A 26,270-nucleotide genomic window follows, 5' to 3' on the forward strand; every position below is an offset into this window, starting at 1 on the left:
GGAGCCACCCGGTACTCCAGCGTGCCCGGTGCTGCCCGGCTCCCCGCAGGGAGAGTCATGATTGTTCGCCGCAGCGCCGCGGTACTCGCCGTCACCGCCGTGATCGGTACGGCGGCCGCATCCGCCGCCCTCGCCGACGACTCGTCCCCGTCCGCCTCACCGTCCCAGGCGCTCCCCTCCGGCCTCTACGGCTCCGCCGACCCCACCTACGACGGGGTCTGGCGGCAGTCGCTCACGCTGCTGGCCCAGCACACCACCGGGGTGAAGCCCGCCGTGAAGGCCGTCGACTGGCTGACCGGTCAGCAGTGCGCGAACGGCGCCTTCGCCCCGTACCGCGCCGACGCGTCCGCGAAGTGCGGCGCCAAGACGATGGTGGACACCAACAGCACGGCCGCCGCCGTGCAGGCGCTCGCCGCGCTCGGCGGTCACGACGCGGAGAGGGACAAGGCCGTGGCCTGGCTGAAGTCCGTCCAGAACAAGGACGGCGGCTGGGGCTTCGCCGCGGGCGGGGCCAGCGACGCGAACTCGACGTCCGTGGTGATCGGCGCCCTGGCCGCCTCGGGCACCGCGCCCGGCGACACCGCCAAGGACGGCAGGTCCCCGTACGACGCCCTGCTGAAGCTGTCCGTCCCGTGCGACGAGGACGGTGGCGGCGCCTTCGCCTACCAGCCCGACAAGAAGGGCGCCCTCGCGGCCAACGAGGACGCGACGGCGGCCGGCGTGCTCGGCGCCCTCGGCAAGGGGTTCGCGGCGAAGGCCGGCAAGGCGGCGGACGGCGCCGACTGCGCGGACCCGAAGAAGCTCACGCCCGGGGACGCGGCCCGCAACGGCGCGGCCCACCTCGCCGGCGCCCTGCGCGGCACCTCGCACCTCACGTCGGCGATGCCCGGCGCGAAGGACCAGCCCGACCACGGCAACACCGCGGACGCGGTCGTCGCGCTCGCCGCCGCGGGCCGGACCGAGGACACGAAGAAGCCGCTGGCCTGGCTGGAGAAGAACTCAGGCGCGTGGGCCGCGAAGTCCGGTCCCGCCGCGTACGCCCAGCTGATCTTCGCGGCGCACGCCACCGGCACCGACCCGCGCGACTTCGGCGGTACCGACCTCGTGGCGCGGCTCGCCGCGACCGGCCCCGCGCCCCAGTCCGCCGGCCAGACGGACGCCCCGGGCGAGAAGAAGAAGGACGGCGACGAGGAAGGCGGCCTCGGCGTGTGGTGGATCGTCGGTGTCGGCCTGGTCGCCGGTATCGGCGTCGGCTTCCTGATCAGCGGCCGCAACAGGAAGCGCCAGCCGTGACCCGGCGCGGTGCCGCCGCCGTCCTCGCCGTGCTGCTCCTGGTGCTCGGCGGGGCCGGGCAGGCCCAGGCCGTCGGCTACCGCTACTGGTCGTTCTGGGACCTGAGCGGCGGCTCCTGGACGTACGCCACGCAGGGCCCGTCGACCGCGCGGCCCTCCGACGGCGACGTGCAGGGCTTCCGGTTCGCCGTGAGCGAGGACTCCTCGCGCGCCACGAAACCGCGTACGAAGCCGGACTTCGACGCCGTCTGCGGCGGGACGCCCGCCCGCGACGGCAGGAAGCGGATCGCGCTCGTCCTGGACTTCGGTACGGCCGCGGACGCGCCGTCCGGGCAGACGCCGCCGCGCGCCCGCACGGCCTGCGCGCGCGTCGGCACCGACGCGACGACGGCCGACGCGCTCGCCGCCGTCGCCAAGCCGCTGCGCTACGACACCAACGCGCTGCTGTGCGCCATCGCGGGCTACCCGCGGACGGGCTGCGGCGAACAGGTCGCGGCCGGCGACCCCGACTCCTCGGCACGGCCGCGGTCCGCGTCCGAGTCCGGTTCGGGGGGCTCCGGCCCCTCGGCCGGCCTGCTCGCGGGCCTCGCGGCGGTGGCGGCGCTGGGGGCGGCCGCGATATGGCAGGCCCGGCGCCGCCGGCACTGAGCGAGGTGGCACCTGTGACGACGGACGAGAACCACCGTCCCGCCCCGGCCGAGGACCGCCGTCCCCCGGGAGGGGGCGGGCCCCGCCGCGAGCCCGGTGAGCGCTTCCCCGGCTCCGTGCCCCGGCGCCGCCGCCCCTTCACCGTGGAGGCGAACCGCGGCAACGCCCTCCACCCGGGCGCCTGGTGGATCTGGGCCCTGGGCCTGGGCACCGCCGCCTCCCGCACCACCAACCCCCTCCTGCTCGGCCTGCTCGTCGGCGTGGCCGGCTATGTCGTGGCCGTCCGCCGCACCGACGCGCCCTGGGCCCGCTCCTACGGCGCGTTCATGAAGCTGGCCCTCGCCGTGCTGGCCGTGCGCCTGGTGTTCGCCGTGTTCCTCGGCTCGCCCATCCCCGGCGAGCGGGTCCTGGTCGCGCTCCCCGAGGTCCCCCTGCCGGACTGGGCCGAGGGCGTGCGCATCGGCGGCGACGTCACCGCCGAGGGACTGGTCTTCGCGCTGTACGACGGCCTCAAACTGGCCACGCTGCTGTCCTGCGTGGGCGCGGCGAACGCCCTCGCGAACCCGGCCCGGCTGCTCAAGTCGCTGCCGGGCGCGCTCTACGAGGCGGGCGTCGCCGTGGTCGTCGCGCTGACGTACGCGCAGAACCTGATCACGGACGTCCAGCGGCTGCGGGCGGCCCGGCGGTTGCGCGGGCGCCCCGACCGGGGTCTGCGCGGTCTGCTCCAGGTCGGACTGCCCGTTCTGGAGGGCGCGTTGGAGCGCTCGGTCGCGCTGGCGGCGGCGATGGACGCGCGCGGGTACGGGCGCACCGCCCAGGTCCCGGCCGCCGTCCGCCGCACCACGTCCGCGCTCACCCTGGGCGGGCTGCTCGGCGTCTGCGCGGGAACCTACGGAGTGCTGACCGCGGAGGGCGGGACGTACGGGCTGCCCGTGCTCGTCGCCGGGGTGGCCGCCGCGCTCGGCGGCCTGTGGCTGGGCGGACGCCGTACGCTGCGCACGCGCTACCGGCCGGACGCCTGGGGCCCGCGGGCCTGGCTCGTCTCGGCCTCCGGGGTCGCGGTGGCCGCGCTGATGGTCGTGGCCGGCTCGCGGGACCCGGCGGCCCTGCACCCCGGCGTCGTCCCGCTGACCGCACCCGCCCTCCCCTTGTGGCCCGCAGCGGCGATCCTGCTCGGGCTGCTGCCCTCCGTCGTCGCCCCCACCCCCAAGGAGTCCTCATGATCCGCTTCACGGACGTCTCGGTGACGTACGAGGGGGCCGCGGAACCGGCCGTCCAGGGGCTGGACTTCGAGGTCCCGGAGGGTGAACTGGTGCTGCTGGCGGGCCCGTCCGGGGTCGGCAAGTCGACGGTGCTGGGCGCGGTCGGCGGTCTGGTCCCGCACTTCACCGGCGGCACCCTGCGCGGCCGGGTCACCGTCGCCGGGCGGGACACCCGCACGCACAAGCCGCGCGAACTCGCGGACGTCGTGGGCACGGTGGGCCAGGACCCGCTGTCCCACTTCGTCACGGACACCGTCGAGGACGAACTCGCTTACGGCATGGAGTCGTTGGGGCTCGCCCCGGACGTGATGCGGCGGCGGGTGGAGGAGACGCTGGACCTGCTGGGTCTGGCCGACCTGCGCGACCGTCCCCTTCTCACCCTGTCCGGCGGCCAGCAGCAGCGGGTCGCCATCGGCTCGGTGCTGACGCCGCACCCCCGGGTGCTGGTCCTCGACGAGCCGACGTCCGCGCTGGACCCCGCCGCCGCCGAGGAGGTCCTCGCCGTCCTCCAGCGCCTCGTCCACGACCTCGGGACGACGGTGTTCCTCGCGGAGCACCGGCTGGAGCGGGTCGTGCAGTACGCGGACCGCGTGGTCCTGCTGCCCGCCCCGAGGGCCGCGCCCGTCCTCGGCACCCCGGCCGAGGTGATGGCCGTCTCCCCGGTGTACCCGCCGGTGGTGGAGCTGGGCCGCCTCGCGGGCTGGTCGCCGCTCCCGCTGACCGTGCGCGACGCCCGCAGGACCGCCGGGGCGCTGCGCGAACGCCTCGCGACGCGCACCCCGGCACCGGTGCCGGCGCCGGGCACGGCGCGGCATCCCGGGCCGGCCGGGACTGCGGCCCGCCGCCCCCGGTTCGCGCTCAGGCGCTCGCCGGTCGACGCCGCTCCCCCGGCCACGGCCGCCGTCGAGGGCCTCGCCGTCCGTCGGGGCCGGGCCGAGGTGCTGCGGCAGGTGGACCTGACGGCCGCCCCGGGCGAGACCATCGCGCTGATGGGCCGCAACGGCGCGGGGAAGTCGACCCTGCTCGCCGCGCTGGTCGGGCTGGTCGAACCCGCCGCGGGATCGGTACGGGTCGGCGGGTCGGTGCCGCACCGCACCGCCCCGCGCGACCTCGTGCGCCGCGTCGGACTCGTACCGCAGGAACCACGGGACCTGCTGTACGCGGACACGGTGGCCGCCGAGTGCGTGGCGGCCGACCGCGACGCGGGCGCCGAACCGGGCGGCTGCCGGGCGCTGGTGCGCGAACTGCTGCCGGGCATCGAGGACGGCACGCATCCGCGCGACCTGTCCGAGGGCCAGCGGCTGGCCCTCGCGCTGGCCGTCGTCCTGACGGCGCGCCCCCCGCTGCTGCTGCTCGACGAACCGACCCGCGGCCTGGACTACGCGGCGAAGGCCCGCCTGGTCGCCGTGCTGCGCGCCCTGGCGGCGGAAGGCCACACGATCGTGCTGGCCACGCACGACGTGGAGCTCGCCGCCGAACTGGCGCACCGGGTGGTGATCCTCGCCGACGGCGAGATCGTCGCGGACGGTCCCACGGCCGAGGTGGTCGTCGCCTCCCCGTCCTTCGCCCCGCAGGTTACGAAGATCCTCGCCCCCGAGCGGTGGCTCACCGTCGCCCAGATACGGGAGGCCCTCGCGTGAGCGGATCCCCGTCCACCGGCCGGCCGCGGCCCCGCGCCGTCCGCCTCGGCCCGCGCTCGGTCGCCGCCCTCGTGCTGGTCGGCGCGGTGGGCGTCGGCGGGTTCGGCTGGCCGCTCCTCGCCGACCCCGGCGCCCAGGTGAACGCGCACAGCCAGGACGCGCCCTGGCTCTTCGCGGTCCTCCTCGTACTGCTGGTCGCCGTCGTCGCGGCGACGATCTCCGAGTCCGGCCTCGGTCCCAAGGCGGTCGCCATGCTCGGCGTGCTGGCCGCGACCGGTGCCGCGCTACGGCCGATCGGCGCCGGGACCGCCGGGATCGAGCCGATGTTCTTCCTGCTGGTGCTGAGCGGGCGGGTGCTCGGGCCCGGCTTCGGCTTCGTCCTCGGGGCCGTGACCATGTTCGCGTCGGCCCTGCTCACCGGCGGTGTCGGTCCGTGGATGCCGTTCCAGATGCTCTCCATGGGCTGGTTCACGATGGGCGCCGGGCTGCTGCCCGCCCCCGACCGGCTGCGCGGCCGGGGCGAGCTGGCGATGCTCGCCGCCTACGGCTGCCTCGCGGCGGTCGCGTACGGGACGGTCATGAACCTCGCGGGCTGGCCGTTCCTGCACTCGATGGCCTCCAGCGTCGCCTTCGACCCCCACGACCCCGTCCACGAGAACCTCGTACGGTTCCTCGCCTACTGCCTGGCGACCTCGCTCGGCTGGGACCTGGGCCGGGCCGTGGTCACCGTCGCCCTGACCCTCACCGTGGGCGGTCCCCTGCTGCGGGCGCTGCGCCGGGCCACCCGCCGGGCCGCCTTCGAGACCCCGGTCACGTTCGAGCCGTGACGTCGTGCGGCCCGCGTCACATCCGCCGGCCGCAGCGCGTCACCCGCGCGCACGCTCCGTGAGAGCGGGCGTGAGGCGGCCCACAGGACCTTGGTCCTCAACTAACCCGGGTCGTAGCCGCCAGTGGTGACATGTACCCGACGTCCAGGGCGCTGACCTGGGCTTTGAGAGCCAGGTCACAGAAGGCACTTCTCCCCCGCTTGCGACCACCACTAGTAAAAGGGGTCATTGCGGACACCGGGTGGGCCTGTTTCTCTGGAGGAGTCGCCAGGCGCCGACGTGCCCTCCCGGGTCGCGGCGCCGCAGTGTGCCCCCGCCGCCTCCGCGCGGTCCCGGCATGCCGGCGCGTCCCCGTCCCCGAAGAAAAGGTGCTTCGTGTCCGTCTCCGTCATCCGTCGCGTCGCCTCCCCGAAGAAGGCCCTCACCGCCGCCGGCCTGGCCGCCCTCACGACCGGCGTGGTGCTGGTCGCGGCCCCCGCCCAGGCAGCGACGACCTCGGTCTCCTCCGCTCAGTCGATCGCGCACAAGATGATCCCGGACGCCGCGCAGTACAACGCGTTCAGCAAGATCGTCGAGCACGAGAGCGACTGGAACGTCACCGCCACGAACTCCTCGTCCGGCGCCTACGGCCTCGTCCAGGCGCTGCCCGGCAACAAGATGGCCACCAAGGGCTCCGACTGGAAGACCAGCGCCGAGACGCAGATCAAGTGGGGCCTGGACTACATGAACGACCGCTACGGCAGCCCCGTCGGCGCGTGGAACTTCTGGCAGAGCCACGGCTGGTACTGAGCCGCACCCACCGGCGCCGTCGGCGCCCCTGGCATGACGCCGGACGCGGGGCCACGACTCCCCCGGCACCCCCGTACGCGAAGGCGGCGGCCCCTGATCCCCGGGCCGCCGCCTTCGCCGTGCTCCGGGCGGCGCCCCTCGCGGGTCAGAGCCGCTGGATGATCGTCCCGGTCGCCAGCGCCCCGCCCGCGCACATCGTGATGAGCGCGAACTCCGCGTCCCGGCGCTCCAGTTCGTGCAGCGCCGTCGTGATGAGCCGCGCACCGGTCGCCCCGACGGGATGCCCGAGGGCGATCGCGCCGCCGTTGACGTTGACCTTCTCCAGGTCTTGCCCGAAGACCTGGGCCCAGCTCAGCACCACCGACGCGAACGCCTCGTTGATCTCCACGAGGTCGATGTCCTTGAGCGACATGCCGGCCTTGCCGAGCACCGCCCGGGTCGCGTCGATCGGCCCGTCCAGGTGGTAGTGCGGGTCGGCGCCGACCAGCGCCTGGGCGACGACGCGGGCCCGCGGGCGCAGCTTGAGCGCCCGCGCCATCCGCTTCGACGCCCACATCAGGGCGCAGGCACCGTCGGATATCTGCGAGGAGTTGCCCGCGGTGTGCAGGGCGGTCGGCATCACCGGCTTCAGCCGGGCCAGCGCCTCCATGCTGGTGTCCCGCAGCCCCTCGTCCCGGTCGACCAGGCGCCACATGCCCTGCCCGGCCCGCTGCTCCTCCTCGGTGGTGGGCACCTGCACGGCGAACGTCTCGCGCTTGAAGCGCTCCTCGGACCAGGCGATCGCGGCCCGCTCCTGGGAGATGAGCCCGAGCGAGTCCACGTTCTCCCGGGTCAGCCCTCGCCGGCGCGCGATGCGCTCGGCGGCCTCGAACTGGTTCGGCAGGTCGACGTGCGCCTCCTCGGGGAAGGGCTTGCCCGGACCGTGCTTGGACCCCGAGCCCAGCGGGACGCGGGACATCGCCTCGACCCCGCAGCTGATCCCGATGTCGATCACGCCGGCCGCGACCATGTTGGCGACCATGTGCGAGGCCTGCTGCGAGGAGCCGCACTGGCAGTCGACCGTCGTCGCCGCCGTCTCGTAGGGCAGGCCCATGGTGAGCCAGGCGGTGCGCGCGGGGTTCATGGACTGCTCGCCGGCGTGGGTCACCGTGCCGCCGACGATCTGCTCGACGCAGTCGGCGTGGATGCCGGTGCGGCCGAGGAGTTCGCGGTAGGTCTCGCCCAGGAGATAGGCGGGATGCAGGGGGGCGAGCGCGCCGCCGCGCTTGCCGATGGGGGTGCGTACGGCTTCGACGATCACGGGTTCCGCGGCCATGGGTCGTCCTCTCCTTCGGGCCGGCCCGGCGTGGCTCGGCCCTGCTCACCCGCGCGGCGCGGGCGTCCCGGCCACCCGCCACGCTGAACTAGTACGCGTTCTAGTTCTGCGTGCAGTCTGCTGAGCGGAGGGCCGGTGCCGCAAGGGTCGTGCATCCCCCGAAGTCGCGATCCGCACGAAGTCCGCACGCAATTCGGGGCCCCGCACCCCTTGCCACTTGTAGAACCCGTTACTACCTTCACGACAATTCGTATTCCTGATGGACCGTCAGAATCCGGCCGCCACCCAGCAGGACGCGCGACACCTGGAGTTGCCGATGCCCTGTCCAGCGCTGCCCGACGGGTTCGACTTCACCGACCCCGACGTGCTCCACCACCGCGTCCCCCACCCGGAGTTCGCCGAACTGCGCCGGGTCGAGCCGGTCCACTGGATCCCGCAGCGGCGCGGCGTCGCGGGCTTCGACGACGACGGCTACTGGGCCGTCACCCGGCACGCGGACGTCAAGTACGTGTCCACGCACCCCGAGTTGTTCTCCTCCTGGGTCAACACCGCCATCATCCGGTTCAACGACCGCATCCAGCGCGAGCAGATCGAGGTGCAGCGGCTGATCCTGCTCAACATGGACCCGCCCGAGCACACCCGCGTCCGCCAGATCGTGCAGCGCGGCTTCACCCCCCGCGCGATCCGGGCCCTGGAGGACGCGCTGCGCACCCGCGCCGGGCAGATCGTGGAGCGGGCGCTCGCGGGGACGGGCGCGGACGGCACCTTCGACTTCGTCACCCAGGTCGCGAGCGAGCTGCCCCTTCAGGCGATCGCCGAGCTGATCGGCGTCCCGCAGGACGACCGGGCCAAGCTCTTCGACTGGTCCAACAAGATGATCTCGTACGACGATCCGGAGTTCGCGGTCAGCGAGGAGGTCGGCGCCGAGTCGGCGACCGAGCTCATCTCGTACGCGATGAACATGGCCGCCGACCGCAAGCAGTGCCCGGCCGAGGACATCGTCACCCGACTGGTGGCGGCGGAGGACGAAGGCAACCTCGCCTCCGACGAGTTCGGGTTCTTCGTGCTGGTGCTGGCCGTCGCCGGTAACGAGACGACCCGCAACGCCATCACCCACGGCATGCACGCCTTCCTCACCCACCCCGACCAGTGGGAGCTCTACAAGCGGGAGCGGCCGGCGACCACCGCCGAGGAGATCGTGCGCTGGGCCACGCCCGTCGTCTCCTTCCAGCGCACCGCCACCCAGGACGTGGAGCTCGGCGGCAGCCGCGTCAGGAAGGGCGACCGCGTCGGCATCTTCTACTCCTCGGCCAACAACGACCCGGAGGTCTTCGACCGTCCCGAGGTCTTCGACATCACCCGCGACCCGAACCCCCACCTCGGCTTCGGCGGCGGCGGCCCGCACTTCTGCCTCGGCAAGTCCCTGGCCACCCTGGAGATCGACCTGATGTTCCGCGCGATCGCCGACGCGATGCCGGACCTGCGCGCGGCCGGCGACCCGCGCCGCCTGCGTTCCGCCTGGCTGAACGGCGTGAAGGAGCTGCGGGTCACCCCGGGTTAGCTTCTCCGCGTCCGGCTCCTCGCGGCTGCCCGGACGCACATCCCGGACACGGACCGGCGGCCTCCCGGCGCCGCCGGTCCTGCTCGCGGGAGGCAGGGGCGTCCCCCTACGCTCCGCCCCTGCCTCGCCCGAGCCCACGGACGGCCGAAAGCCGCCGAACGTTTCCGGTCCGCCGGGCGTCTTCACTCGTGGCCCATCCGCCCCGACTCCGCGAAGACGCCGAACGGACAACGCCGAACGTGATCCCCGCCGCCCCGTCCACCGTCCCGCGGACCCGCACGGCCGGTCCCCGGAAGCAGGTCGTCCGCACCCTGCGGGACCGTCACCGCGTACCGCTCCTCGCCACGCTTCCCGTCCTGCCGCTCTACGCGCTCTGGTGGGTCTTCCTCGCCACGGGCGGCGGCGACCTCGCGGCGCAGGAGGCCTGGGCGGACTTCGTGTCCCGGCACGGCGGATCGGCGTACAACCTGTCCTGGTACGGCGGGATGCACACCGTCAACTACAGCCTGCTGTCCCCGTACCTGATGGCCGCCGCCGGCGTGCGCACGGTGACGGTGGCCGCCGGGCTCGCCGCGTCCTGGCTGGCCGCGGTCCTGCTCGTGCGCACGGGGATCCGGCGGCCCGCCGGGCCCGCCGTCCTTGCCTCGCTCGCCCTGTGGTGCGACGTCGCCTCGGGCCGGACGACCTTCGCGCTGGGCGTCGCCCTCGGCCTCGCCGCCTGCGTCCTGCTGACGGGTCAGCGGCGGGTGCCGCTCGCCGTGGCGTACGCGGCGCTCGCCACCATGGCGAGTCCCGTCGCCGGGCTGTTCCTGGTGGTCGTGGGAGCGGGGCACCTCCTCGCCGGGGACCGGGTGCGGGCCGCCACCCTGCTGGTGCCGCCCTGTGCGGTGGTGGGGCTGACGACCTGGCTGTTCCCCTTCACCGGGGAGCAGTTGATGCCGGCGGACCGGGTCTGGCAGCCCGTGCTGCTCGGCCTCACGGTGACCGCGCTGGCGCCGCGCGACTGGCGGGTGGCGCGGTGGAGCGGCGCCGTCTACGCGGGCGGGACCGTCCTCGCGTACCTGGTCGCCTCGCCGGTCGGCACCAACGTGGAGCGGTTCGCGGAGCTGTTCGCGCCGGCCGTGCTGCTGGCGGCCCTGCTGTCCGCGCCGTCGCTGCGCGGAACGCGGCGCCGTCTCCTGGTCGCGGTCCTCGTCCTGTCCGTCGTCTGGGTCGGGCGGAAGACCGCCGACGACCTCGCGGTGTCCACCCGCGTGCCCGCCTGGGCCGCCCGCACCGACGGGGTCGTCCGGGCGCTGGAACGGCTCGGCGCCGACCGCACCCGGGTCGAGGTGGTCCCGGCCCGCGACCACCGGGAGGCCACGGCCCTCGCCCCGCACGTGAACATGGCGCGCGGCTGGAACCGCCAGCTGGACATGGAGCGCGGGCGTCTCTTCTACGACGGCTCGTTCTCGCCGGCGGCCTACCGGGCCTGGCTGGACCGCTGGGCGGTGGGCTTCGTCGTCCTGCCGTCGGCCAGGCCCGACGGGTACGCCGAGGAGGAGGCGCGTCTGGTGGCGAGCGGGCCCGGGTGGCTGGAGCCGGTCTGGCGGGACGCGCACTGGCGGGTGTACCGGGTGCGCGACGCGGTGCCGCTGGTCTCGGCGCCGGCCACCGTGCTGCGGACGACGAGCGCCGAGATCGACGTGCGGATGCCGGGCCCCGGCCGGGTGCTGGTGCGCGTCGCCCACTCGCCGTGGCTGCGCGTGGAGGGCGGCTGTCTGGCCCGGCACGGCGAGTTCACCGAGCTGACCGTGTCCGGGCCCGGCGAGTACCGGATCAGCTCGCGGTACCGGGCCGCACCGGCTCCGGCTCGCTGCGCACCTCCGCGGGCGGCGCCGCCGTCCGGATCCGGGGGCCCTGAAGCAGATAGGTGACGCCGAAGCCCGCGCCCACCACCATCGCGCCGCCCACCGCGTCGAGCACCCAGTGATTGCCGGTGGCGACGATCGCGCCGAGGGTGAACAGCGGATGGAGAGCGCCCAGCGCCTTCATCCACCAGGTCCGGGCGAGGACGACGACCACCAGACCGCACCACAGCGACCAGCCGAAGTGCAGGGACGGCATCGCCGCGTACTGGTTGGTGAGCGCGGTCAGGGTGCCGTAGTCCGGCTTCGAGAAGTCCTGTACGCCGTGCACGGTGTCGATGACGCCGAGCCCCGGCATCAGCCGCGGGGGTGCCAGCGGGTAGAGCCAGAAGCCGACGAGCGCGAGCAGGGTGGCGAAGCCGAGCGCCGAACGGGCCCAGCGGTAGTCGGCGGGGCGGCGGGCGTAGAGGACGGCGAGGACGGTCAGCGGGACGAAGAAGTGGAACGACTCGTAGTAGAAGTCGAAGAAGTTCCGCAGCCAGCCGACCGTCACCACGGCGTGGTTGATCCCGTGCTCGACGTCGATGCGCAGGAACCGCTCCACCGCGAGGAGCTGCTCGCCGTGCCGCTCGGCTCCGGCCCGGCCCCCCGAGTTGGTCCCGCCGGTCGCGGCGAGCCTGACCTGCTGGTACGCGGCGTAGCCGACCCGGATCAGCAGCAGTTCGAGGAGCAGGTTCGGGCGGGTCGGCACGCGGCCGGGGACGGGCAGCAGCGGGACCCGGCGGAAGCGGGACCGGCCGGGCGCCGCGTACTCGGTGGGGACCGGGTCCCGGTACCAGGGCGACGTGCGGGGCAGGAACGGGACGGCGCAGGCGGCGGCGAGCGCGGCCACCAGGACCGCGTTCTCCCGCAGCGGGTGCAGCACCGTCAGGTTCGGCAGCATCATCCTCGCGGGCAGCGTCGTCACCAGGACGATCGTGACCGGCCACACGTAGCGGTCGGAGGCCCTGCGCCCGACCCGGCCGACCACCGCGAGGAGCAGCCACAGCAGCTGGTGCTGCCAGGTGGTGGGCGAGACGGCGACGGCGACGCAGCCGGTGACCGCCACCGCGAGCAGCAGCTGTCCGTCGCGCGCGTAGCGCACCGCCCGGCGCAGGCCGACGACGGCGACGGCCGCGCCGAGGACCAGGAAGAGGCCGGTCTCCAGCGGCCCTTCGAGGCCCAGCCGCAGCAGCGCCCCGTGCAGGGACTGGTTGGCGAGGTCGTCCGCCCGGCCGCCGAGACCGGCGCCCGCCAGGTGGTGCACCCAGTAGGTGTACGAGTCGTGCGGCAGCGCGGCCCAGGCGACCACCGTGCACGCGGCGAACGTCGCCACGGTGGAGACGGCGGCGCGCCGACGCCCGGTGAACCAGAGCAGCGGGGCGAAGAGCAGCACGGTCGGCTGGAGGGCCGCGCCGGCGCCGATCAGCACGCCGCTCAGGCGCTGCCCGCGCACGGCGAGGCAGCCGAGCAGCACGAGCAGGACCGGGATGACGCTGGTCTGGCCGAGGTGGAGGGTGTTGCGCACCGGCAGCGACAGCATCAGCAGGCTGACCGCGACGGGCGCGGCGAGCAGGCGGGTGCGGCGGGTCACCGGCGGCGGCAGGGCGCGGGCCGCGACGAGACCGAGCGCCACGACGAGCAGCAGCGTCCCGAAGGTCCACCCCCAGCCCAGCGCTTGTTCAGCCGAACGAGTGAGGGGTTTGAGGACCAGACCGGCGAACGGGGTGCCGGTGAACCGGGTCGAGTCGTACAGGGAGCCCTTCACGTGCAGGACGCCGTCCGCTCCGACCCAGGTCTCCAGGTCGGTCAGCCGCTCGCCTCTGGGGGTCCCGAGGACGACGGCCACCTGCCGCAGGGCGAGGACGGCCGCGACCAGCCAGAGCAGCACACGGGCCGCCTCCAGCCGTGCGCCGGCCGTCCCGCCGGGCCCCGCTCCGAGGACCTCTCCCGGTCGTCCTCCGCGCTCCGCATCCGCCACGCCGTCTCTGACCTCCCCGCCCCCGTCGTTACCGCCCGTATGTCCGTGTCCGAACCCTATGCGCCACGCGTCGCCCCTCGGGAAGAGACGCGGGCACCCCCGCGGTCACCTGACGTCTGCCCGCCTTTCGTCCGAAAGGCGACCCCCCGCAACCCGTTCCGGTTCCGCCCCCGGCCGCGACAAAGATCACAGAGCGTCCCCGGGGAAGCGGGCCGATCCTGCGGCGTCCTGCCTGCTTATGCGGTGTTCACGCACGTCCCGCAACCAGGTGTACACGGCACGTAAAGCGGAGAAGTGCACCTATGGTCGGTTTTCGGCTCGCTTTCCCAGGAGCCGTGTCCCTGTCCCCGTCGAAAGGCAGGCGAGCGGAATCTTGCCGACCGTCACCCCCCACGCTCCCGTCGCGTCCGCCGGCCCCACCGGCCCCGGCCGGCCGGAGGTCACCGTCACCGACCCGGCCCTGGTCCGGCGCGCCGTGAAGGCAGCGGCGCTCGGCAACGCGATGGAGTGGTTCGACTTCGGCGTCTACAGCTACATCGCCGTGACGCTGGGCAAGGTGTTCTTCCCGTCCGGCAACCCGACCGCCCAGCTGCTGTCGACCTTCGGCGCCTTCGCCGCCGCCTTCCTCGTGCGGCCCCTCGGCGGGATGGTCTTCGGCCCCCTCGGCGACCGCGTCGGCCGGCAGAAGGTCCTCGCCCTCACCATGATCATGATGGCGGCCGGCACCTTCGCGATCGGGCTCATCCCGTCGTACGCCACCATCGGCGTCGGGGCGCCCCTGCTGCTGCTCGCGGCCCGGCTGGTGCAGGGCTTCTCGACCGGCGGCGAGTACGCCGGCGCCTCGACCTTCATCGCCGAGTACGCGCCCGACCGCAGGCGCGGCTTCTTCGGCAGCTGGCTGGAATTCGGCACCCTCGCCGGTTACATCGGCGGCGCCGGCCTGGTCACCCTGATGACCGCGCTGCTGTCCAGCGAGGACCTGCTGTCCTGGGGCTGGCGCGTCCCGTTCCTGATCGCCGGCCCGATGGGCGTCATCGGCCTGTACCTGCGGATGCGGCTGGAGGAGACCCCGGCGTTCGCGGCCGAGCTGGCGAAGGCGGCGAAGAAGGAGCACGACCGTCCGAAGGTGCCGCTGCGCGAGCTGGTCGCGGGCCAGTGGAAGGCGCTGCTGCTGTGCGTGGGCCTGGTGCTGGTCTTCAACGTCACCGACTACATGCTGCTGTCGTACATGCCGAGCTATCTGACCAGCGAGCTGAAGTACGACGAGACGCACGGACTGCTCGTCGTGCTCGGCGTGATGGCGCTGATGATGGTCGTGCAGCCCTTCGCGGGCGCCCTGACCGACCGCGTCGGACGCCGTCCGGTGATCGCCGCCGGCTGCCTCGGCTTCCTCGCGCTGTCCGTCCCGGCCGTCCTGCTGATCCGCCAGGGCAGCCTGCTCGCGGTCGCGCTCGGCATGGGCGCCCTCGGTTTGCTGCTGGTCTGCTTCACCTCGGCGATGCCCGCGGCGCTGCCCGCGCTGTTCCCGACGAAGGTGCGCTACGGCTCGCTGTCCATCGGCTTCAACGTCTCCGTCTCGCTGTTCGGCGGGACCACGCCGCTGGTGGTCACGGCCCTCATCGGGGCGACCGGGAACATGATGATGCCCGCGTACTACATGATGGCGGCGGCCGTCATCGGCGGCGTCGCGGTGTGGTTCACGGCCGAGTCGGCGGGCCGCCCCCTGCCCGGCTCCGCGCCGTCCGTGGAGCCCACCGGACACTGACGGCCCCCGGTACGCCCTCGGCCCGTGGAATCGCGCCGGGGGCCGCGCACCGTCCCGCCCAGTGCCGCCTCCCCCGCCGCCCGCGTGGCCCCCTGGGCCGATCGGCTGACCGGTGCCGGGCGGAAACCGGAAAAGGCGCTGACAACCGCCCCGTACGCGACTAGATTCGGCGGCATAACTAGTTAGGACAGCTAACTAGACATACGAAAGGCATGGTGCATGAGCGAGGCTCAGCTCTGGGACGCGGTCGACGCCTACTTCACCGAGCTCCTCTCCCCGCCCGACGAGGTGCTGACGGCCGCGCTCGCCGACAGCGACGCCGCCGGGCTGCCCGCCATCAACGTCGCGCCGAACCAGGGCAAGCTGCTCCAGCTGCTCGCCCAGCTCCAAGGGGCCCGCCGGGTCCTGGAGATCGGCACCCTCGGCGGCTACAGCACGATCTGGCTGGGCCGCGCGCTGCCCGCCGACGGCCGGCTGGTCACCCTCGAATACGACGCCGCCCACGCCGAGGTCGCCCGCGGCAACCTCGCTCGCGCCGGCCTGGACAAGATCACCGAGGTCCGGGTGGGCCCCGCCCTGGAGTCGCTGCCCGCCCTCGCCGACGAACACCCCGAGCCGTTCGACCTCGTCTTCATCGACGCCGACAAGGTCAACAACGCGAGGTACATCGAGTGGGCCCTGCGGCTCACCCGCCCCGGCAGCCTGATCGTCCTCGACAACGTGGTGCGCGGCGGCCGGGTCACCGAACCGGGCGGCGGCGACCCCAGCGTCGAGGGCACCCGGGCCGCCCTCGAACTGATCGCCGGCCACCCGAAGTTGAGCGGCACGGCGATCCAGACGGTGGGCAGCAAGGGCTACGACGGCTTCGCGCTGGCCCGCGTACTGGACTGACGTACCGTCAGACCTCGTGGTAGAAGCCGACGTTGACGCTGCGCGGGCCGGTGCGGTCCTGGACGACCAGCTCCCCGGAGCCGCCCGCGGGCAGCTTCGCCGTCCCGCCGTACGGCAGTTGCTGCGGCGGCAGGCCCGCCAGCGTCAGCCGCACCTCGGAGGAGGGGTCGGGGTGCGAGCCGCGCAGCCAGGTGACCTGCCAGGTCCCGTCGGGCCCGCACAGGAACTCCAGGTGCACCCGCGAGACGAACAGCCAGTCGTCGGGCGTCGCCAGCCGGCAGACCGCCTTGTCCCGGCCCACCCGCAGCACGGCGCCCGGGTCGCTGGGCGCGTCGGCCATCAGCATGCCGGCCGTCGCCCCGGCGTCCGCCCCGGAGACCGAGGCCATGGTGAGTTCGAGCACGTGCGCTCCTTAGAGGCTCAGCTGTCCGACCGTCCCTGCGCGGGGCGCTCTCGACGCGCCGCCGCCGCATGATAATTCGCCACGAGGCCGTCCGGGTGACATCCGGCACAATGGACTCATGACCGAGCGAAAGCCCCCCGGCGTCAGCTTCGAGTCCTGGGTCGACCGGCAGATCCGCGAGGCGGAGGCGCGTGGGGAGTTCACCGCGCTCGCCGGAGCGGGCCGTCCGCTGCCCGACGTCACGGACGCCCCGTACGACGAACTGTGGTGGGTCAAGCAGAAGATGGCCCGCGAGGGACTGTCGGTGCTGCCCCCGACGCTCGCCCTGCGCAAGGAGGCCGAGGACGCGCTCGCGGCGGCGTCGGCGGCGCCCTCGGAGCGGGCCGTGCGCCGGATCGTCGAGGACGTCAACGCCAAGATCCGCGAGATGATGTTCAAGCCGCCGCCGGGCCCTCCGCTCGGGCTGAAGCCGTACGACGTGGAGGAGATCGTCCGCGACTGGCGCGAGCGCCGCCGGACGGCCTGACCGGCGGCACGACAGGGCCGCGCGGAGATCACGGCCCCTCGGACCCGCGGCCCCTCGGCCCCTCGGCCCCTTGGACCCTCGTACTCCGGCCCGGCCTCGCGGGACCCCGTCCGATCCCGACGCCCGCGAGCGCTCGGCGCCGTACATGGGCGGGCGGGCGGCGCGTCGCAGGCCCGTCCCCTTCGGTGACACGCGGTCTCACGGCCCGTGCCGGGCGAGGCGTCCGCGCGTGGGCAGGGACGGCCCCCGGCGCGTGCCGGGGGCCGTCCCATCGGTTGCTCTTCGGGGCTCGCTCCGCACGGGTCGGGCGCCGTACGGAGCGTTCTCCATACGGCGCCCGACGCGCGCGGTCAGCTGTACAGCAGGCGTTCCGCCATCTCGCGGTAGTCCCGCAGGGCCAGCCGCAGCTGCTCGGTGTCGGCCGTCGCGCCCTTGCTCTCACCCGAGGTCTGCCAGGAGGAGCGGAGCGCGCGCCGCCGCTGGGTGATCGCGTCCGTGAACCGGGCGGCGACCTCCTCCAGCACGTGGTCGGCCTCCTCGACGGACGCCCGGGGCTCGTCGATGAACCCGCCGACGGCCTGCTGGAGCCGCTTGGCGAGCTTGTCGGACTCCTCGTGCGGCAGCAGCGGCGAGTCACCGCCGCGGGACGTGTCGCCGGTGCGGGACGTGTCGCCGGTGCGGGACGTGTCGCCGGTGCCCGTGCGGGCCCCCGCGGTGACGCCCTCGCCCGTCGTGCGGCCGGTGCCGACCGACGTCGTACCGGACGTCTCGTGCGGGGTCCTGGTGCGGCCCTCGGCGGCGGCGCCGGCCTTCTCGCCGACTCCCGTGGCGGAACCGCGGCCGTCCGCTCCGGTGCCCTCGCGCCACGCGGTGCCCGCGGTGCCGTCTTCCGCGCCGACGCCGTCACGGTCGCCGATGCTCTGATGCCCCGGAGCCGTCCCGACGCCGTCACGACGGTCACGGTCGCCGATGCTCTGGTGGCCCGGGGTCGTCCCGACGCCGAGGGCGCCCGTCGTCGTGCCGGTCCTCGGAGCGCCGGCCGTCGCGTCGGTAGCCGGCGTGCCCGCGAGCGTGTCGGCTCCCGGGGCCCCGGTCCTGCCGTCGGCCTCGCGGGCCGCGGCCGTCGCGCGCGCCTCGGCGGTCTCCCGGCTCGTGGCGGCGTCGCCGGTCACGTTCCTGGGGTCCGCCGAACCCGCTCGGCCCGGCGTCCGGGGAGTGGTGCCGTCGGCGCCCGGGCCCTCGGACCCCCGTGCCGTCCCCCGGCGCTCCGCGCCCTCGCCTGTCACGTCTGCCATCTTCGTCAACTTCCCTTCGCGTGGCGCCGGTTGAGGGTCCACGGCACGTGCGTACGGTTGCCGGAGCGAGCCGTGTCCGAGTTGTCGGCGGCCACCTCCGCACCGTCCGTGCCGGTGTCCGCGCGGTGGCGGACGTCGTCCTTGCGGCTGGGTGAGACGAGGTCCTCGAACAGGGCGCGGGCCTCCAGCATGGCCTCGCGCATCTCCTCCGTGCCGGTGGCGTTCCCGGTGGCGCCGCCACTCGCGTGCGCGGCACTGTGCACCCGCCGGTACCCATGGACGTGGTGCGCGTGGTGCACGGAGAGGGCCTCGAGCTGTTCCTCGTAGCGGCCGGTGTCGGGGTAGCCCCGCGCTCCGGCCAGTTCGCCGAGCAGGCGGTCCGCCTCGGCCACCGCTTCCCGCGGCGAGTCGACGAAGCGTTCCTGTGCGGCGGCCCAGCGCGCCGCGAACTGCTCGCGGGCGGCGGGCTCCAGGGGCTGCTGGCGCAGCGAACCGTGCCGCTTCACCCGCTCGGTGAGGTCGGCTTCGGCGGCCCGGGTGTCGCCGTCGTGCCGGGCGACGGCACGGTCGTACTCGGGCCCGAAGCGCCGCTGGAGGCTGCGCCCGCCCTGCGGCCTGCGGGCGAGGAGAGTCAGGACGACCGCGACAAGGGCCACGGCCGCCACGATCACGATCAAAGCGATGATCACGCCTGTGGACATGGGTGCCTTCCGGAGTTTTCGACCCAACGGGCCGGTTCATCGACCGGGTTGCCGCGATAACGCGCCGCAAACGGTGCCGCCCCGCGGCGCCCCCGGCCCCGCCCCCACGGTCACGAGAGGCCCCTCGGCCCCCTCCGGAAGGCTCTCCGTCCTCGACGCCCCGGCGTAAACCGCTTGCGGGCCGCGCGGGGGAGGTCGTGACAATGACCGCCATGACCCGTACGCCCGCCCCCTGGACCGTCGCTCCCGAGCCCGTCGGCTCGCCCGCCGCCACCGCGCTGTGGCGGGCCTACTACACGGAGGTCAGCGACCGCTGGTACCTGCTGCACGAGGGGCGCAGGACCGACCCCGCCGAGCTGGAACGGGAGATCGCCGCCGACACCGGGGACTCCCTCGCGCCGCCCGGCGGGGTGCTGCTGGTGGCCCGGTACGGGGGCGAGCCGGCCGGCACCGCGGGCGTGCGGCTGACGGACCCGACGACGGCCGAGCTCAAGCGGGTCTTCCTGCGCGAGGACCTGCGCGGCCGGGGCGGCGCCGCCCTGCTGGTGCGGGCGGCGGAGGACGCGGCGCGCGAGCTCGGCGCCGGGCGGATCGTGCTGGACACCCGCAGCGACCTGGTGGCGGCCCGTGCGCTGTACGCGCGCCTCGGCTACCGGGAGACGGAGCGGCACAACGACGAGGAGTACGCCGACCACTGGTTCACCAAGGAGCTGACGGGCTGACCGGCTGGGTCCGGGCCCCGTCGTCCCGATCGGGCCGGAGTCGGGGCCGGGCCGGAGTCAGGGCCGGGCCGAGGCGGACGAGGCTCACCGTCGGTCGTGGTCGAGCCGGACGGGACTCACCGTCGATCACGGCCCGCCTCGGTCCGGACGGGACTCTTCGTCGGTCACGACCCGCCCCGGTCCGGACGGGACTCACCGTCGATCACGGCCCGCCCCGGTCCGGACGGGACTCACCGTCGATCACGACCCGCCCCGGTCCGGACGGCGGAACCCAGTCCGAACGGCGGGCCCGGTCCAGGCAGCGGGCCTGTTCTCCCGGGAGGGGGTCCGGCGGTCCCGCCCGCCCGGCCGGGATCAGGCGACCGGCTTGTACGGGTGGGCCGTCGCCCCGTGCGGGCGCTCCGCGTCGGAGCCGCACAGCTCGGAGTTCAGTTCCTCGACCAGTCGGACCAGGTCGGTGGGCCGGCCGGGGCCCCACCAGTCGCCGAGCGTTTCGCCCAGGGACTCCTCGCGGGCCCGGGACAGCCGCTCGGCGGCCTCGCGGCCCTCAGCGGTGAGCGTGAGCTCGACTCCCTCACGGCGGGCGAGGCGGCGCTCCTCCAGCTGTCGGCCCGCGGCGAGCACCACGTCCAGGGGCACGGCGCTGTGGTCGGCGAGCGCCGCCGGTTCCTCCCGCCCGTGCTTCCTGATCCGCAGCAGCAGCCAGCTCGCGGCGGGCAGCAGGTCGTAGCCCGCCCGCGCGGTGATCCGCTCGTAGATCTCGCGCCGCCCCTCGCGGGTGCCGAGCACCGACAGCGCGCGGCACACCTCGTCGTAAGAGGACCGCTCGACCGGGTTGCTGGCGAGCGTCTGCGTGGCGTCCGGGGCCGTGACCGAGCCCCGCAGCTTGTCCTCGCGCAGGAACCAGGCCAGCACGAAGCCGACCAGCGCGACCGGGGCGGCGTACAGGAAGACGTCGGTGATCGAGGACGCGTACGCGTGCAGGACGGGGGTGCGCAGCGCGGCGGGGAGTTCGGCGATGCCCTTCGGGTCGGCCTTGAGCGTGTCCACGCTGAGACCGGCGGGCAGTTGCTGACCGCTGAGGGCCGCCGCCAGCTTGGTCCCGAGGCGGCTCGCGAAGACGGTGCCGAAGATGGCCACGCCGAATGAGGCGCCGATGGAGCGGAAGAAGGTGGCGCCGGAGGTGGCGACGCCCAGATCCTCGTACGGGACCGCGTTCTGCACGATCAGCACGAGCACCTGCATGACCAGGCCGAGGCCGAGACCGAAGACGAAGAAGTAGGCGCTCATCTCGCCGGTTCCGCTGTTCTCGTCGAGCTGGTGCAGCAGGAGCAGTCCGATGGTGGTGATCCCGGTGCCGGCGATGGGGAACACCTTCCACCGGCCGGTGCGGCTGACGATCTGGCCGGAGAGGGTGGAGGAGAGCAGCAGGCCGAGGACCATGGGCAGCAGGTGCACCCCGGACAGGGTCGGCGAGATGCCCTGGACGACCTGGAGGAACGTCGGCAGATAGGTCATCGCGCCGAACATGGCGAAGCCCACGACGAAGCTGATGACGGCGGACAGTGTGAAGGTCCGCACGCGGAACAGCTTCAGCGGCAGCACCGGTTCGGCCGCCCGGCGCTCCACGGCGACGAAGGCGACCGCCAGGACCACCGCGAGCACGGCCACTCCGATGAGCTGCGGCGAGCTCCAGCCCCACGTCGTGCCGCCCAGCGAGGCGACGAGGATCAGACAGGTCGCGACGGCGGCGATGAGCAGGGTGCCGAGGTAGTCGATGACGTGGCGGGCGGTGCGGCGCCGGATGCGCAGGGCGGTGGCGATCACGGCGAGCGCGACCACGCCGACGGGCAGGTTGATGTAGAAGACCCAGCGCCAGCTCAGGTGCTCGGTGAAGAACCCGCCGAGCAGCGGTCCGAGGACGCTGGTCGCGCCGAAGACGGCACCGAACAGCCCCTGGTACTTGCCCCGTTCGCGCGGCGAGACGATGTCGCCGACGATCGCCATGGACAGCACCATCAGCCCGCCGCCGCCGAGCCCCTGGAGGGCCCGAAAGCCGATGAGCTGCGGCATGTTCTGCGCCATGCCGCACAGCGCGGACCCGATCAGGAAGATCACGATCGCGAGCTGGAACAGCCGCTTGCGCCCGTACTGGTCGCCGAGCTTGCCCCACAGCGGCGTCGCCGCCGTCGAGGCGAGCAGATACGCGGTGACGACCCAGGAGAGGTGCTCCAGGCCGCCGAGCTCGCTGACGATGGTCGGCAGCGCGGTCGACACGATGGTCTGGTCGAGTGCGGCCAGCAGCATGCCCAGCAGCAGCGCGCCGATCGACACGAGAACGCTGCCGTGCACATGCTCCTCGGTGGGGGCGCCCCCCTTCGTCACCGCCGCGTCCGTGCCCTGTGCGTCCGCGTTCATACGGTCCTCCGTGCGCCCAGGCGTCCCGGTCACCTCCCATCGTGATCGGTGTGACCCGTTATGGCCTGTTGAGTCCTTCGCGGGGCCCGGAACGGCGGGTGCCGGGGAGATTCCGTGGAGAGCGTCTGGATACTCTCTGGAGTCCGTGAGGGGGAGGGACCACACGTGAGCGGATCGAAGGGGCACGTCTGCCCGGAGTGCGGGACGCACCGGGAGGCCGACGGGACGCCGTCCTGCGCCTGCACCCAGCGGGCCTCGGACGCCCTGCGCGACGCCCGTACGGCGGAGGCGGCCGCGGCGGAGGACTTCGACCCGCTGCGCATCCGGCCCTACGTGGAACTCGGCCAGGCCTCCCCGGGCGCGGACCCCGGCCCGGACGGGACGGCGGAACCGGCCGGTGCCGGACCCCGGTCCGACGCGCGGCCGGAGCGGCCCGCGACCCGCGCGACCCCGCTGCCTCCCGAGACGGCCGCCGAGCGGACCATGCCACTGACGGCCGCCGACGCGCCGTCGCCGGGCGAGCGCACGATGCCGCTCACCGCGGTCGGCACGCCGTCGGCCGCCGAGCGCACCCGGCCGGTGATGGCGGCGGGCACGTCGGAGCCCGCACCGGACGACATGCGGCTCTTCCAGGATCCGACGCCCGGATCGGGCACCACGTCGCCGGGCGACGAGCCGCCCCGGCGTCGCCGCCGTACCGCGCTCCTCGTGGTGGCCGGCGCCGTCGTGGCCGTGGTGGCCGCCGCGGGGCTGGCGAGCGGGGTCCTGTCGTACGACACACCGGAGCGGGACGCCTCGCAGCCGGAGGCGGTGCGCGCGAGCGTCCCGGAGAAGTCGTCGCCGCGGGCCGAGGCGTCCCCGTCCCGCAGCGCCTCGCCCTCGCCGTCCGCCTCCGGCAGCCCCACGGAGTCGGCCGGTGCGGACGCGTCGCCCTCCGCCTCGCCGTCGAGCCCGTCGGCGACCCCGTCCCGCTCGAAGAAGCCGACGGGGACACCGACGACCGCCCGGGCCACCGGCTCGGTCCGGCCCCCGTCCGACGAGCCGGACGAGCACCGCGCCACGATCCTGCGCCGCGGCGACAGGGGCGCCGAGGTCGCCGAACTCCAGCTGCGGCTGCGCCAGCTGGCCCTCTACTACGGCGACATCAACGGCAACTTCAACGAACAGGTCGAGGACGCCGTACGGCGCTACCAGTGGGCCCGCGGGATCGGCGCCGACGAACCGGGCGTCTACGGCACGGCCACCCGCACCCGCCTGGAATCGGAGACGAGCGAGCCGTAGCGGACGAGGGTCGGGGGCGAAGGGCTGGGCTCGACGGGGCTCGGACTCGACCGGGGCAACATTCGACGGTGGCGGAGGACAACGGGGGCCGGAGTCGGACGCAGGACCGGGGACGTCGGGGGCCGGAGTCGACAGGCGCCGGGCCAGACGCAGGCCGGGGATTACGGGGCCCTGAGCCGACAGACGCCGGGCTCGACGCAGGCCGGGGATTACGGGCCCCCGGACTCGACAGGTTTGGCCCCTGTCGGGAGCCGGGACAGCGGAGGCCGGACCCGACAGGCGCCGGGGACGACGGAGGCCGGGGTCCACCAGGACCCCGGCCTCCGACCTTCGCGTCAGCCGATGTGCAGCCGTATCGACCCGTCCGCGGCGGCCTCGACGCGCACCTGCGTGAGGTCGGCGACCAGGGCGTCGGGGCCGTGGACCGCGGCCCGGGGTCCGACGCCGACGACGCGCATCCCCGCGGCCTTGCCGGCCGTGATGCCCGCCCCGGAGTCCTCGAAGACCACGCAGTCCTCGGGCGCGACGCCCAGTTCGGCGGCGCCCTTGAGGAAGCCCTCGGGGTCCGGCTTGCTCGCGCCGACCGACTCGGCGGTGATCCGCAGGTCGGGCAGTCCGAGGCCGGCGGCGGCCATGCGGGCGGTGGACAGGCCCACGTCGGCGGAGGTCACGAGCGCGTGCGGGAGCCCGGCGAGGGAGGCGAGGAAGGCCGAGGCCCCCGGTACCTCGACGACGCCGTCCATGTCGGCGGTCTCCTCGGCGAGCATGCGGGCGTTGTCCGCGTGGTTCTGCTCCATGGGCCGGTGCGGCAGCAGGACGGCCATGGAGGCGTAGCCCTGGCGGCCGTGGACGACCTTCATGACCTCGTCCCCGTCGAGCCCGTGCCGGTCGGCCCAGCGTCGCCAGCAGCGCTCGACCACGGCGTCCGAGTTGACGAGGGTGCCGTCCATGTCGAGCAGGAGGGCGCGGGCGGTCAGAACGGTGGTGGCCGTCATCGGCATGCTCCAAGACGCGGGAGAGGGAGCCGTACGGGGCACCCGGGGACAAGGCGGCCCCGCCCGCCGGTCAGGGAGAACGGGCGGGGGCCACTTTGTTTCTTCACGATACAAAACAAACGGCCCCCGACGCCACCGCGCCTGACCAGCGGCTTCGCGAGGCGGTCTCGGACGAGGCCGAGACGGAGGGCCGGCGCGGGATCGGCCGGCGCGGGACCGGCCGGGGTGGGACCGGTCGGCATGGGACGACCCGGCGCGGGACGGCCCGGCGCAGGGAACGTCGGCGCGGGACCGGCCGGGGGCGAACCGCCCGCCGCACCGAGGACCGGTGCGCGGCCGACGGGCCCGGCGGGGACCGGAGCGCGGAGCGCCGGCACGGGACGGCCCGCCACGGACCCGCCCCGGCGACGCGAGGGGCGGGTCATCCCGCCACCGCCTCGTACAGGCTCCACAGGCCCAGCCCCAGCATCAGCAGGGCCGCGATCTTGGTGATGAGCGCGAGCGGCACCCGCTTCATCAGGGCCTTGCCGCCGACGATGCCGAGCCCGGCGACCGCCCACAGCGCGAGGACCGCGCCGAGGCCGACGGAGAGCGGGTCGTCGTACCGGGCGGCCAGGTTGGCCGTCATGATCTGGGTGAGGTCGCCGAACTCGGCGACCAGGATGAGCATGAAGCCCGCTCCCGAGACCTTCCAGAAGCTCTGGTTCTCGGGCTTGCGGACCTCCTCCTCGTCCTCATCCTTCTTCAGCAGCAGCACCGCGGCGCCCGCGAGGAAGAGCACACCCGTGAGCGCGTGCACGATCTGCTGCGGCAGCAGGGTCAGGACGCTGCCCGCCGCGACGGCGAGCGCCACGTGGACGGCGAAGGCGGCGGCGACGCCGGCGAAGACGTACGAGGCGCGGTAGCGCGTGCCGAGCACGAGTCCGGCGAGCGCGGTCTTGTCCGGCAGCTCGGCAAGGAAGACGACGCCGAAGACGAGCGCCGTCACGCTGAAGCTGATCAATGTTCCTCAATCGGTCGGGGCCGCCCCACCGAGAGTGCTGTGCTGCGCTGCGACACCTCGGCACGGCAGCACACGGGGGCACCCGCGCGAGGACGCGCGGGCGGTGCACTGCTTGCCGAAGGTCTCGCTGGCCGGCCTCGTGACCGAGGTCTGCCTCCGGGCGCCGGCTCAGACGAGCTGAGCAGTATGTCGACGGTCCGGCGAAGAGCTACTCCCCTTCTGCGCCGTCCATCGTACGTGACGCCCGCACCGGCCCCCCAGGGCCATTGGTCCCGTCACGACTCTTGCTTTGTCATGTACGCGTCACTAGCTTCTCACGCGACGCACATCTGCCGGAAACGCGACGCCGCAAGCATGTGCTCGCCCGCCCCAACGGCCCCCCATCCACAGGGAGTTCGCATGCCAAAGGTCTACGCGCGTCGACGGCTGAGCATACTCGCAGCCGTCACCGGTCTGATAGCCATGGCCGGCCTTTTCAACAGCCCCACGGCCTCCGCCGCGCTGCCGACCCCGGTCAGCGCCTCCACCGCGCGGACCTACCTCGCCTCGCTCACCGTGGCGACCGAGGACCGCACCGGCTACAACCGCGACCTCTTCCCGCACTGGATCACCATCAGCGGGGCGTGCAACACCCGCGAGACGGTCCTCAAGCGCGACGGCTCCAACGTCGTCACCGACTCCGCCTGCGCGGCCACCAGCGGCAGCTGGTACTCGGTCTACGACGGCGCGACCTGGACCGCCGCCTCCGACCTGGACATCGACCACCTGGTGCCGCTCGCCGAGGCCTGGGACTCCGGCGCCGACAACTGGACCACCGCGCAGCGCCAGGCCTTCGCCAACGACCTGACCCGCCCGCAGCTCATCGCGGTCACGGACAACGTGAACCAGGCCAAGGGCGACCAGGACCCGGCCACCTGGATGCCCTCGCGCACCGCCTACGCCTGCACCTACGTGCGCGCCTGGGTCCAGGTGAAGTACTACTACAACCTCTCGGTCGACAGCGCCGAGAAGTCGAAGCTGTCCTCGGTGCTCAGCGGCTGCTCATAGCCCGCCGCTTACGGGGAACCCT

At 74.1% G+C, this 26,270-nt stretch carries 22 protein-coding genes; 14 read left to right on the top strand and 8 right to left on the bottom strand.

Going from position 1 to position 26,270, the window contains the following annotated elements; genetic code table 11:
• Positions 1 to 57 precede the first annotated feature (57 nt).
• From ACFYQQ_RS05465 to ACFYQQ_RS05490, 6 genes are all read left to right on the top strand, one after another.
• Positions 58 to 1,293 carry a prenyltransferase/squalene oxidase repeat-containing protein gene (locus tag ACFYQQ_RS05465; RefSeq protein WP_388903583.1) on the top strand — a complete coding sequence of 412 codons (1,236 nt, stop codon included), beginning with the start codon at positions 58 to 60 and terminating at the stop codon, positions 1,291 to 1,293.
• On the top strand, positions 1,290 to 1,940 hold the full coding sequence (locus tag ACFYQQ_RS05470) for an SCO2322 family protein (RefSeq protein ID WP_356241778.1): 651 nt from the start codon (positions 1,290 to 1,292) through the stop codon (positions 1,938 to 1,940). Before ACFYQQ_RS05465 ends, ACFYQQ_RS05470 begins: the two co-directional genes overlap by 4 nt.
• Positions 1,941 to 2,056: 116 nt before the next feature.
• On the top strand, positions 2,057 to 3,163 hold the full coding sequence (locus ACFYQQ_RS05475; protein WP_388903991.1) for a CbiQ family ECF transporter T component: 1,107 nt from the start codon (positions 2,057 to 2,059) through the stop codon (positions 3,161 to 3,163).
• Complete coding sequence (locus tag ACFYQQ_RS05480; protein ID WP_388903587.1) at positions 3,160 to 4,842, top strand: ABC transporter ATP-binding protein; 1,683 nt, start codon at positions 3,160 to 3,162, stop codon at positions 4,840 to 4,842. Before ACFYQQ_RS05475 ends, ACFYQQ_RS05480 begins: the two co-directional genes overlap by 4 nt.
• Complete coding sequence (locus tag ACFYQQ_RS05485; RefSeq protein ID WP_355787286.1) at positions 4,839 to 5,669, top strand: ECF transporter S component; 831 nt, start codon at positions 4,839 to 4,841, stop codon at positions 5,667 to 5,669. Before ACFYQQ_RS05480 ends, ACFYQQ_RS05485 begins: the two co-directional genes overlap by 4 nt.
• 375 nt (positions 5,670 to 6,044) lie before the next feature.
• Positions 6,045 to 6,458, top strand: a complete 414-nt coding sequence (locus ACFYQQ_RS05490; RefSeq protein ID WP_355787283.1) for a transglycosylase SLT domain-containing protein — start codon at positions 6,045 to 6,047, stop codon at positions 6,456 to 6,458.
• A gap of 145 nt (positions 6,459 to 6,603) precedes the next feature.
• Here ACFYQQ_RS05490 and ACFYQQ_RS05495 read toward each other — a convergent pair whose 3' ends face one another.
• The gene (locus tag ACFYQQ_RS05495; protein WP_356168237.1) at positions 6,604 to 7,773 is read right to left on the bottom strand and encodes a steroid 3-ketoacyl-CoA thiolase; all 1,170 of its coding nucleotides are present in this window, start codon (positions 7,771 to 7,773) and stop codon (positions 6,604 to 6,606) included.
• A 316-nt stretch (positions 7,774 to 8,089) separates the two neighbouring features.
• On the opposite strand from ACFYQQ_RS05495, the gene ACFYQQ_RS05500 reads away from it, so the two are divergent.
• Both ACFYQQ_RS05500 and ACFYQQ_RS05505 read left to right on the top strand, forming a co-directional pair.
• Positions 8,090 to 9,334 (top strand): cytochrome P450, encoded by a 1,245-nt coding sequence (locus ACFYQQ_RS05500; RefSeq protein ID WP_355784795.1) that lies wholly within the window; start codon positions 8,090 to 8,092, stop codon positions 9,332 to 9,334.
• A 242-nt stretch (positions 9,335 to 9,576) separates the two neighbouring features.
• Entirely contained in the window at positions 9,577 to 11,250 is a 1,674-nt protein-coding gene (locus ACFYQQ_RS05505; protein WP_388903994.1) for a hypothetical protein, read from the top strand.
• Here ACFYQQ_RS05505 and ACFYQQ_RS05510 read toward each other — a convergent pair.
• Positions 11,153 to 13,201 carry a bifunctional glycosyltransferase 87/phosphatase PAP2 family protein gene (locus tag ACFYQQ_RS05510; RefSeq protein WP_355784789.1) on the bottom strand — a complete coding sequence of 683 codons (2,049 nt, stop codon included), beginning with the start codon at positions 13,199 to 13,201 and terminating at the stop codon, positions 11,153 to 11,155. The two genes, ACFYQQ_RS05505 and ACFYQQ_RS05510, sit on opposite strands and share 98 nt — an antisense overlap.
• 373 nt (positions 13,202 to 13,574) lie before the next feature.
• Here ACFYQQ_RS05510 and proP point away from each other — a divergent pair, with 373 nt between their 5' ends.
• Both proP and ACFYQQ_RS05520 read left to right on the top strand, forming a co-directional pair.
• The gene (proP, locus tag ACFYQQ_RS05515; protein ID WP_356168240.1) at positions 13,575 to 14,966 is read left to right on the top strand and encodes a glycine betaine/L-proline transporter ProP; all 1,392 of its coding nucleotides are present in this window, start codon (positions 13,575 to 13,577) and stop codon (positions 14,964 to 14,966) included.
• A 219-nt stretch (positions 14,967 to 15,185) separates the two neighbouring features.
• A complete protein-coding gene (locus tag ACFYQQ_RS05520; RefSeq protein ID WP_355791397.1) occupies positions 15,186 to 15,857 on the top strand; it encodes an O-methyltransferase in 672 nt (223 codons plus the stop codon).
• A 7-nt stretch (positions 15,858 to 15,864) separates the two neighbouring features.
• On the opposite strand, the gene ACFYQQ_RS05525 is transcribed toward ACFYQQ_RS05520, so the two are convergent.
• Positions 15,865 to 16,260 carry a hypothetical protein gene (locus ACFYQQ_RS05525; RefSeq protein ID WP_355791400.1) on the bottom strand — a complete coding sequence of 132 codons (396 nt, stop codon included), beginning with the start codon at positions 16,258 to 16,260 and terminating at the stop codon, positions 15,865 to 15,867.
• Between the two features lie 118 nt (positions 16,261 to 16,378).
• On the opposite strand from ACFYQQ_RS05525, the gene ACFYQQ_RS05530 reads away from it, so the two are divergent.
• Positions 16,379 to 16,786, top strand: coding sequence for a DUF1992 domain-containing protein (locus tag ACFYQQ_RS05530; RefSeq protein WP_355791403.1), 408 nt, complete (start codon positions 16,379 to 16,381; stop codon positions 16,784 to 16,786).
• Between the two features lie 350 nt (positions 16,787 to 17,136).
• Here ACFYQQ_RS05530 and ACFYQQ_RS05535 read toward each other — a convergent pair whose 3' ends face one another.
• On the bottom strand, positions 17,137 to 18,081 hold the full coding sequence (locus ACFYQQ_RS05535) for a hypothetical protein (RefSeq protein WP_388903597.1): 945 nt from the start codon (positions 18,079 to 18,081) through the stop codon (positions 17,137 to 17,139).
• A gap of 5 nt (positions 18,082 to 18,086) precedes the next feature.
• The gene (locus ACFYQQ_RS05540) at positions 18,087 to 18,782 is read right to left on the bottom strand and encodes a hypothetical protein (protein ID WP_355792026.1); all 696 of its coding nucleotides are present in this window, start codon (positions 18,780 to 18,782) and stop codon (positions 18,087 to 18,089) included.
• A gap of 212 nt (positions 18,783 to 18,994) precedes the next feature.
• Here ACFYQQ_RS05540 and ACFYQQ_RS05545 point away from each other — a divergent pair, with 212 nt between their 5' ends.
• Positions 18,995 to 19,504 carry a GNAT family N-acetyltransferase gene (locus tag ACFYQQ_RS05545; RefSeq protein ID WP_355792029.1) on the top strand — a complete coding sequence of 170 codons (510 nt, stop codon included), beginning with the start codon at positions 18,995 to 18,997 and terminating at the stop codon, positions 19,502 to 19,504.
• A 354-nt stretch (positions 19,505 to 19,858) separates the two neighbouring features.
• On the opposite strand, the gene ACFYQQ_RS05550 is transcribed toward ACFYQQ_RS05545, so the two are convergent.
• Positions 19,859 to 21,922, bottom strand: a complete 2,064-nt coding sequence (locus tag ACFYQQ_RS05550) for a DHA2 family efflux MFS transporter permease subunit (RefSeq protein ID WP_388903603.1) — start codon at positions 21,920 to 21,922, stop codon at positions 19,859 to 19,861.
• A gap of 165 nt (positions 21,923 to 22,087) precedes the next feature.
• Here ACFYQQ_RS05550 and ACFYQQ_RS05555 point away from each other — a divergent pair, with 165 nt between their 5' ends.
• The gene (locus ACFYQQ_RS05555; protein ID WP_388903606.1) at positions 22,088 to 23,203 is read left to right on the top strand and encodes a peptidoglycan-binding protein; all 1,116 of its coding nucleotides are present in this window, start codon (positions 22,088 to 22,090) and stop codon (positions 23,201 to 23,203) included.
• Positions 23,204 to 23,538: 335 nt separating this feature from the next.
• Here ACFYQQ_RS05555 and ACFYQQ_RS05560 read toward each other — a convergent pair whose 3' ends face one another.
• Entirely contained in the window at positions 23,539 to 24,204 is a 666-nt protein-coding gene (locus ACFYQQ_RS05560) for an HAD family hydrolase (RefSeq protein ID WP_355794682.1), read from the bottom strand.
• Between the two features lie 415 nt (positions 24,205 to 24,619).
• Positions 24,620 to 25,201: a TMEM165/GDT1 family protein gene (locus ACFYQQ_RS05565; protein ID WP_356168257.1), complete on the bottom strand. Its 582-nt coding sequence runs from the start codon at positions 25,199 to 25,201 to the stop codon at positions 24,620 to 24,622.
• 399 nt (positions 25,202 to 25,600) lie between these two features.
• Here ACFYQQ_RS05565 and ACFYQQ_RS05570 point away from each other — a divergent pair, with 399 nt between their 5' ends.
• Positions 25,601 to 26,248 carry an HNH endonuclease family protein gene (locus ACFYQQ_RS05570; RefSeq protein WP_355783763.1) on the top strand — a complete coding sequence of 216 codons (648 nt, stop codon included), beginning with the start codon at positions 25,601 to 25,603 and terminating at the stop codon, positions 26,246 to 26,248.
• Positions 26,249 to 26,270: the final 22 nt, after the last annotated feature.

Origin of the sequence: Streptomyces sp. NPDC005496 (genome assembly GCF_042872045.1) — a bacterium.
Lineage (GTDB): Bacteria > Actinomycetota > Actinomycetes > Streptomycetales > Streptomycetaceae > Streptomyces.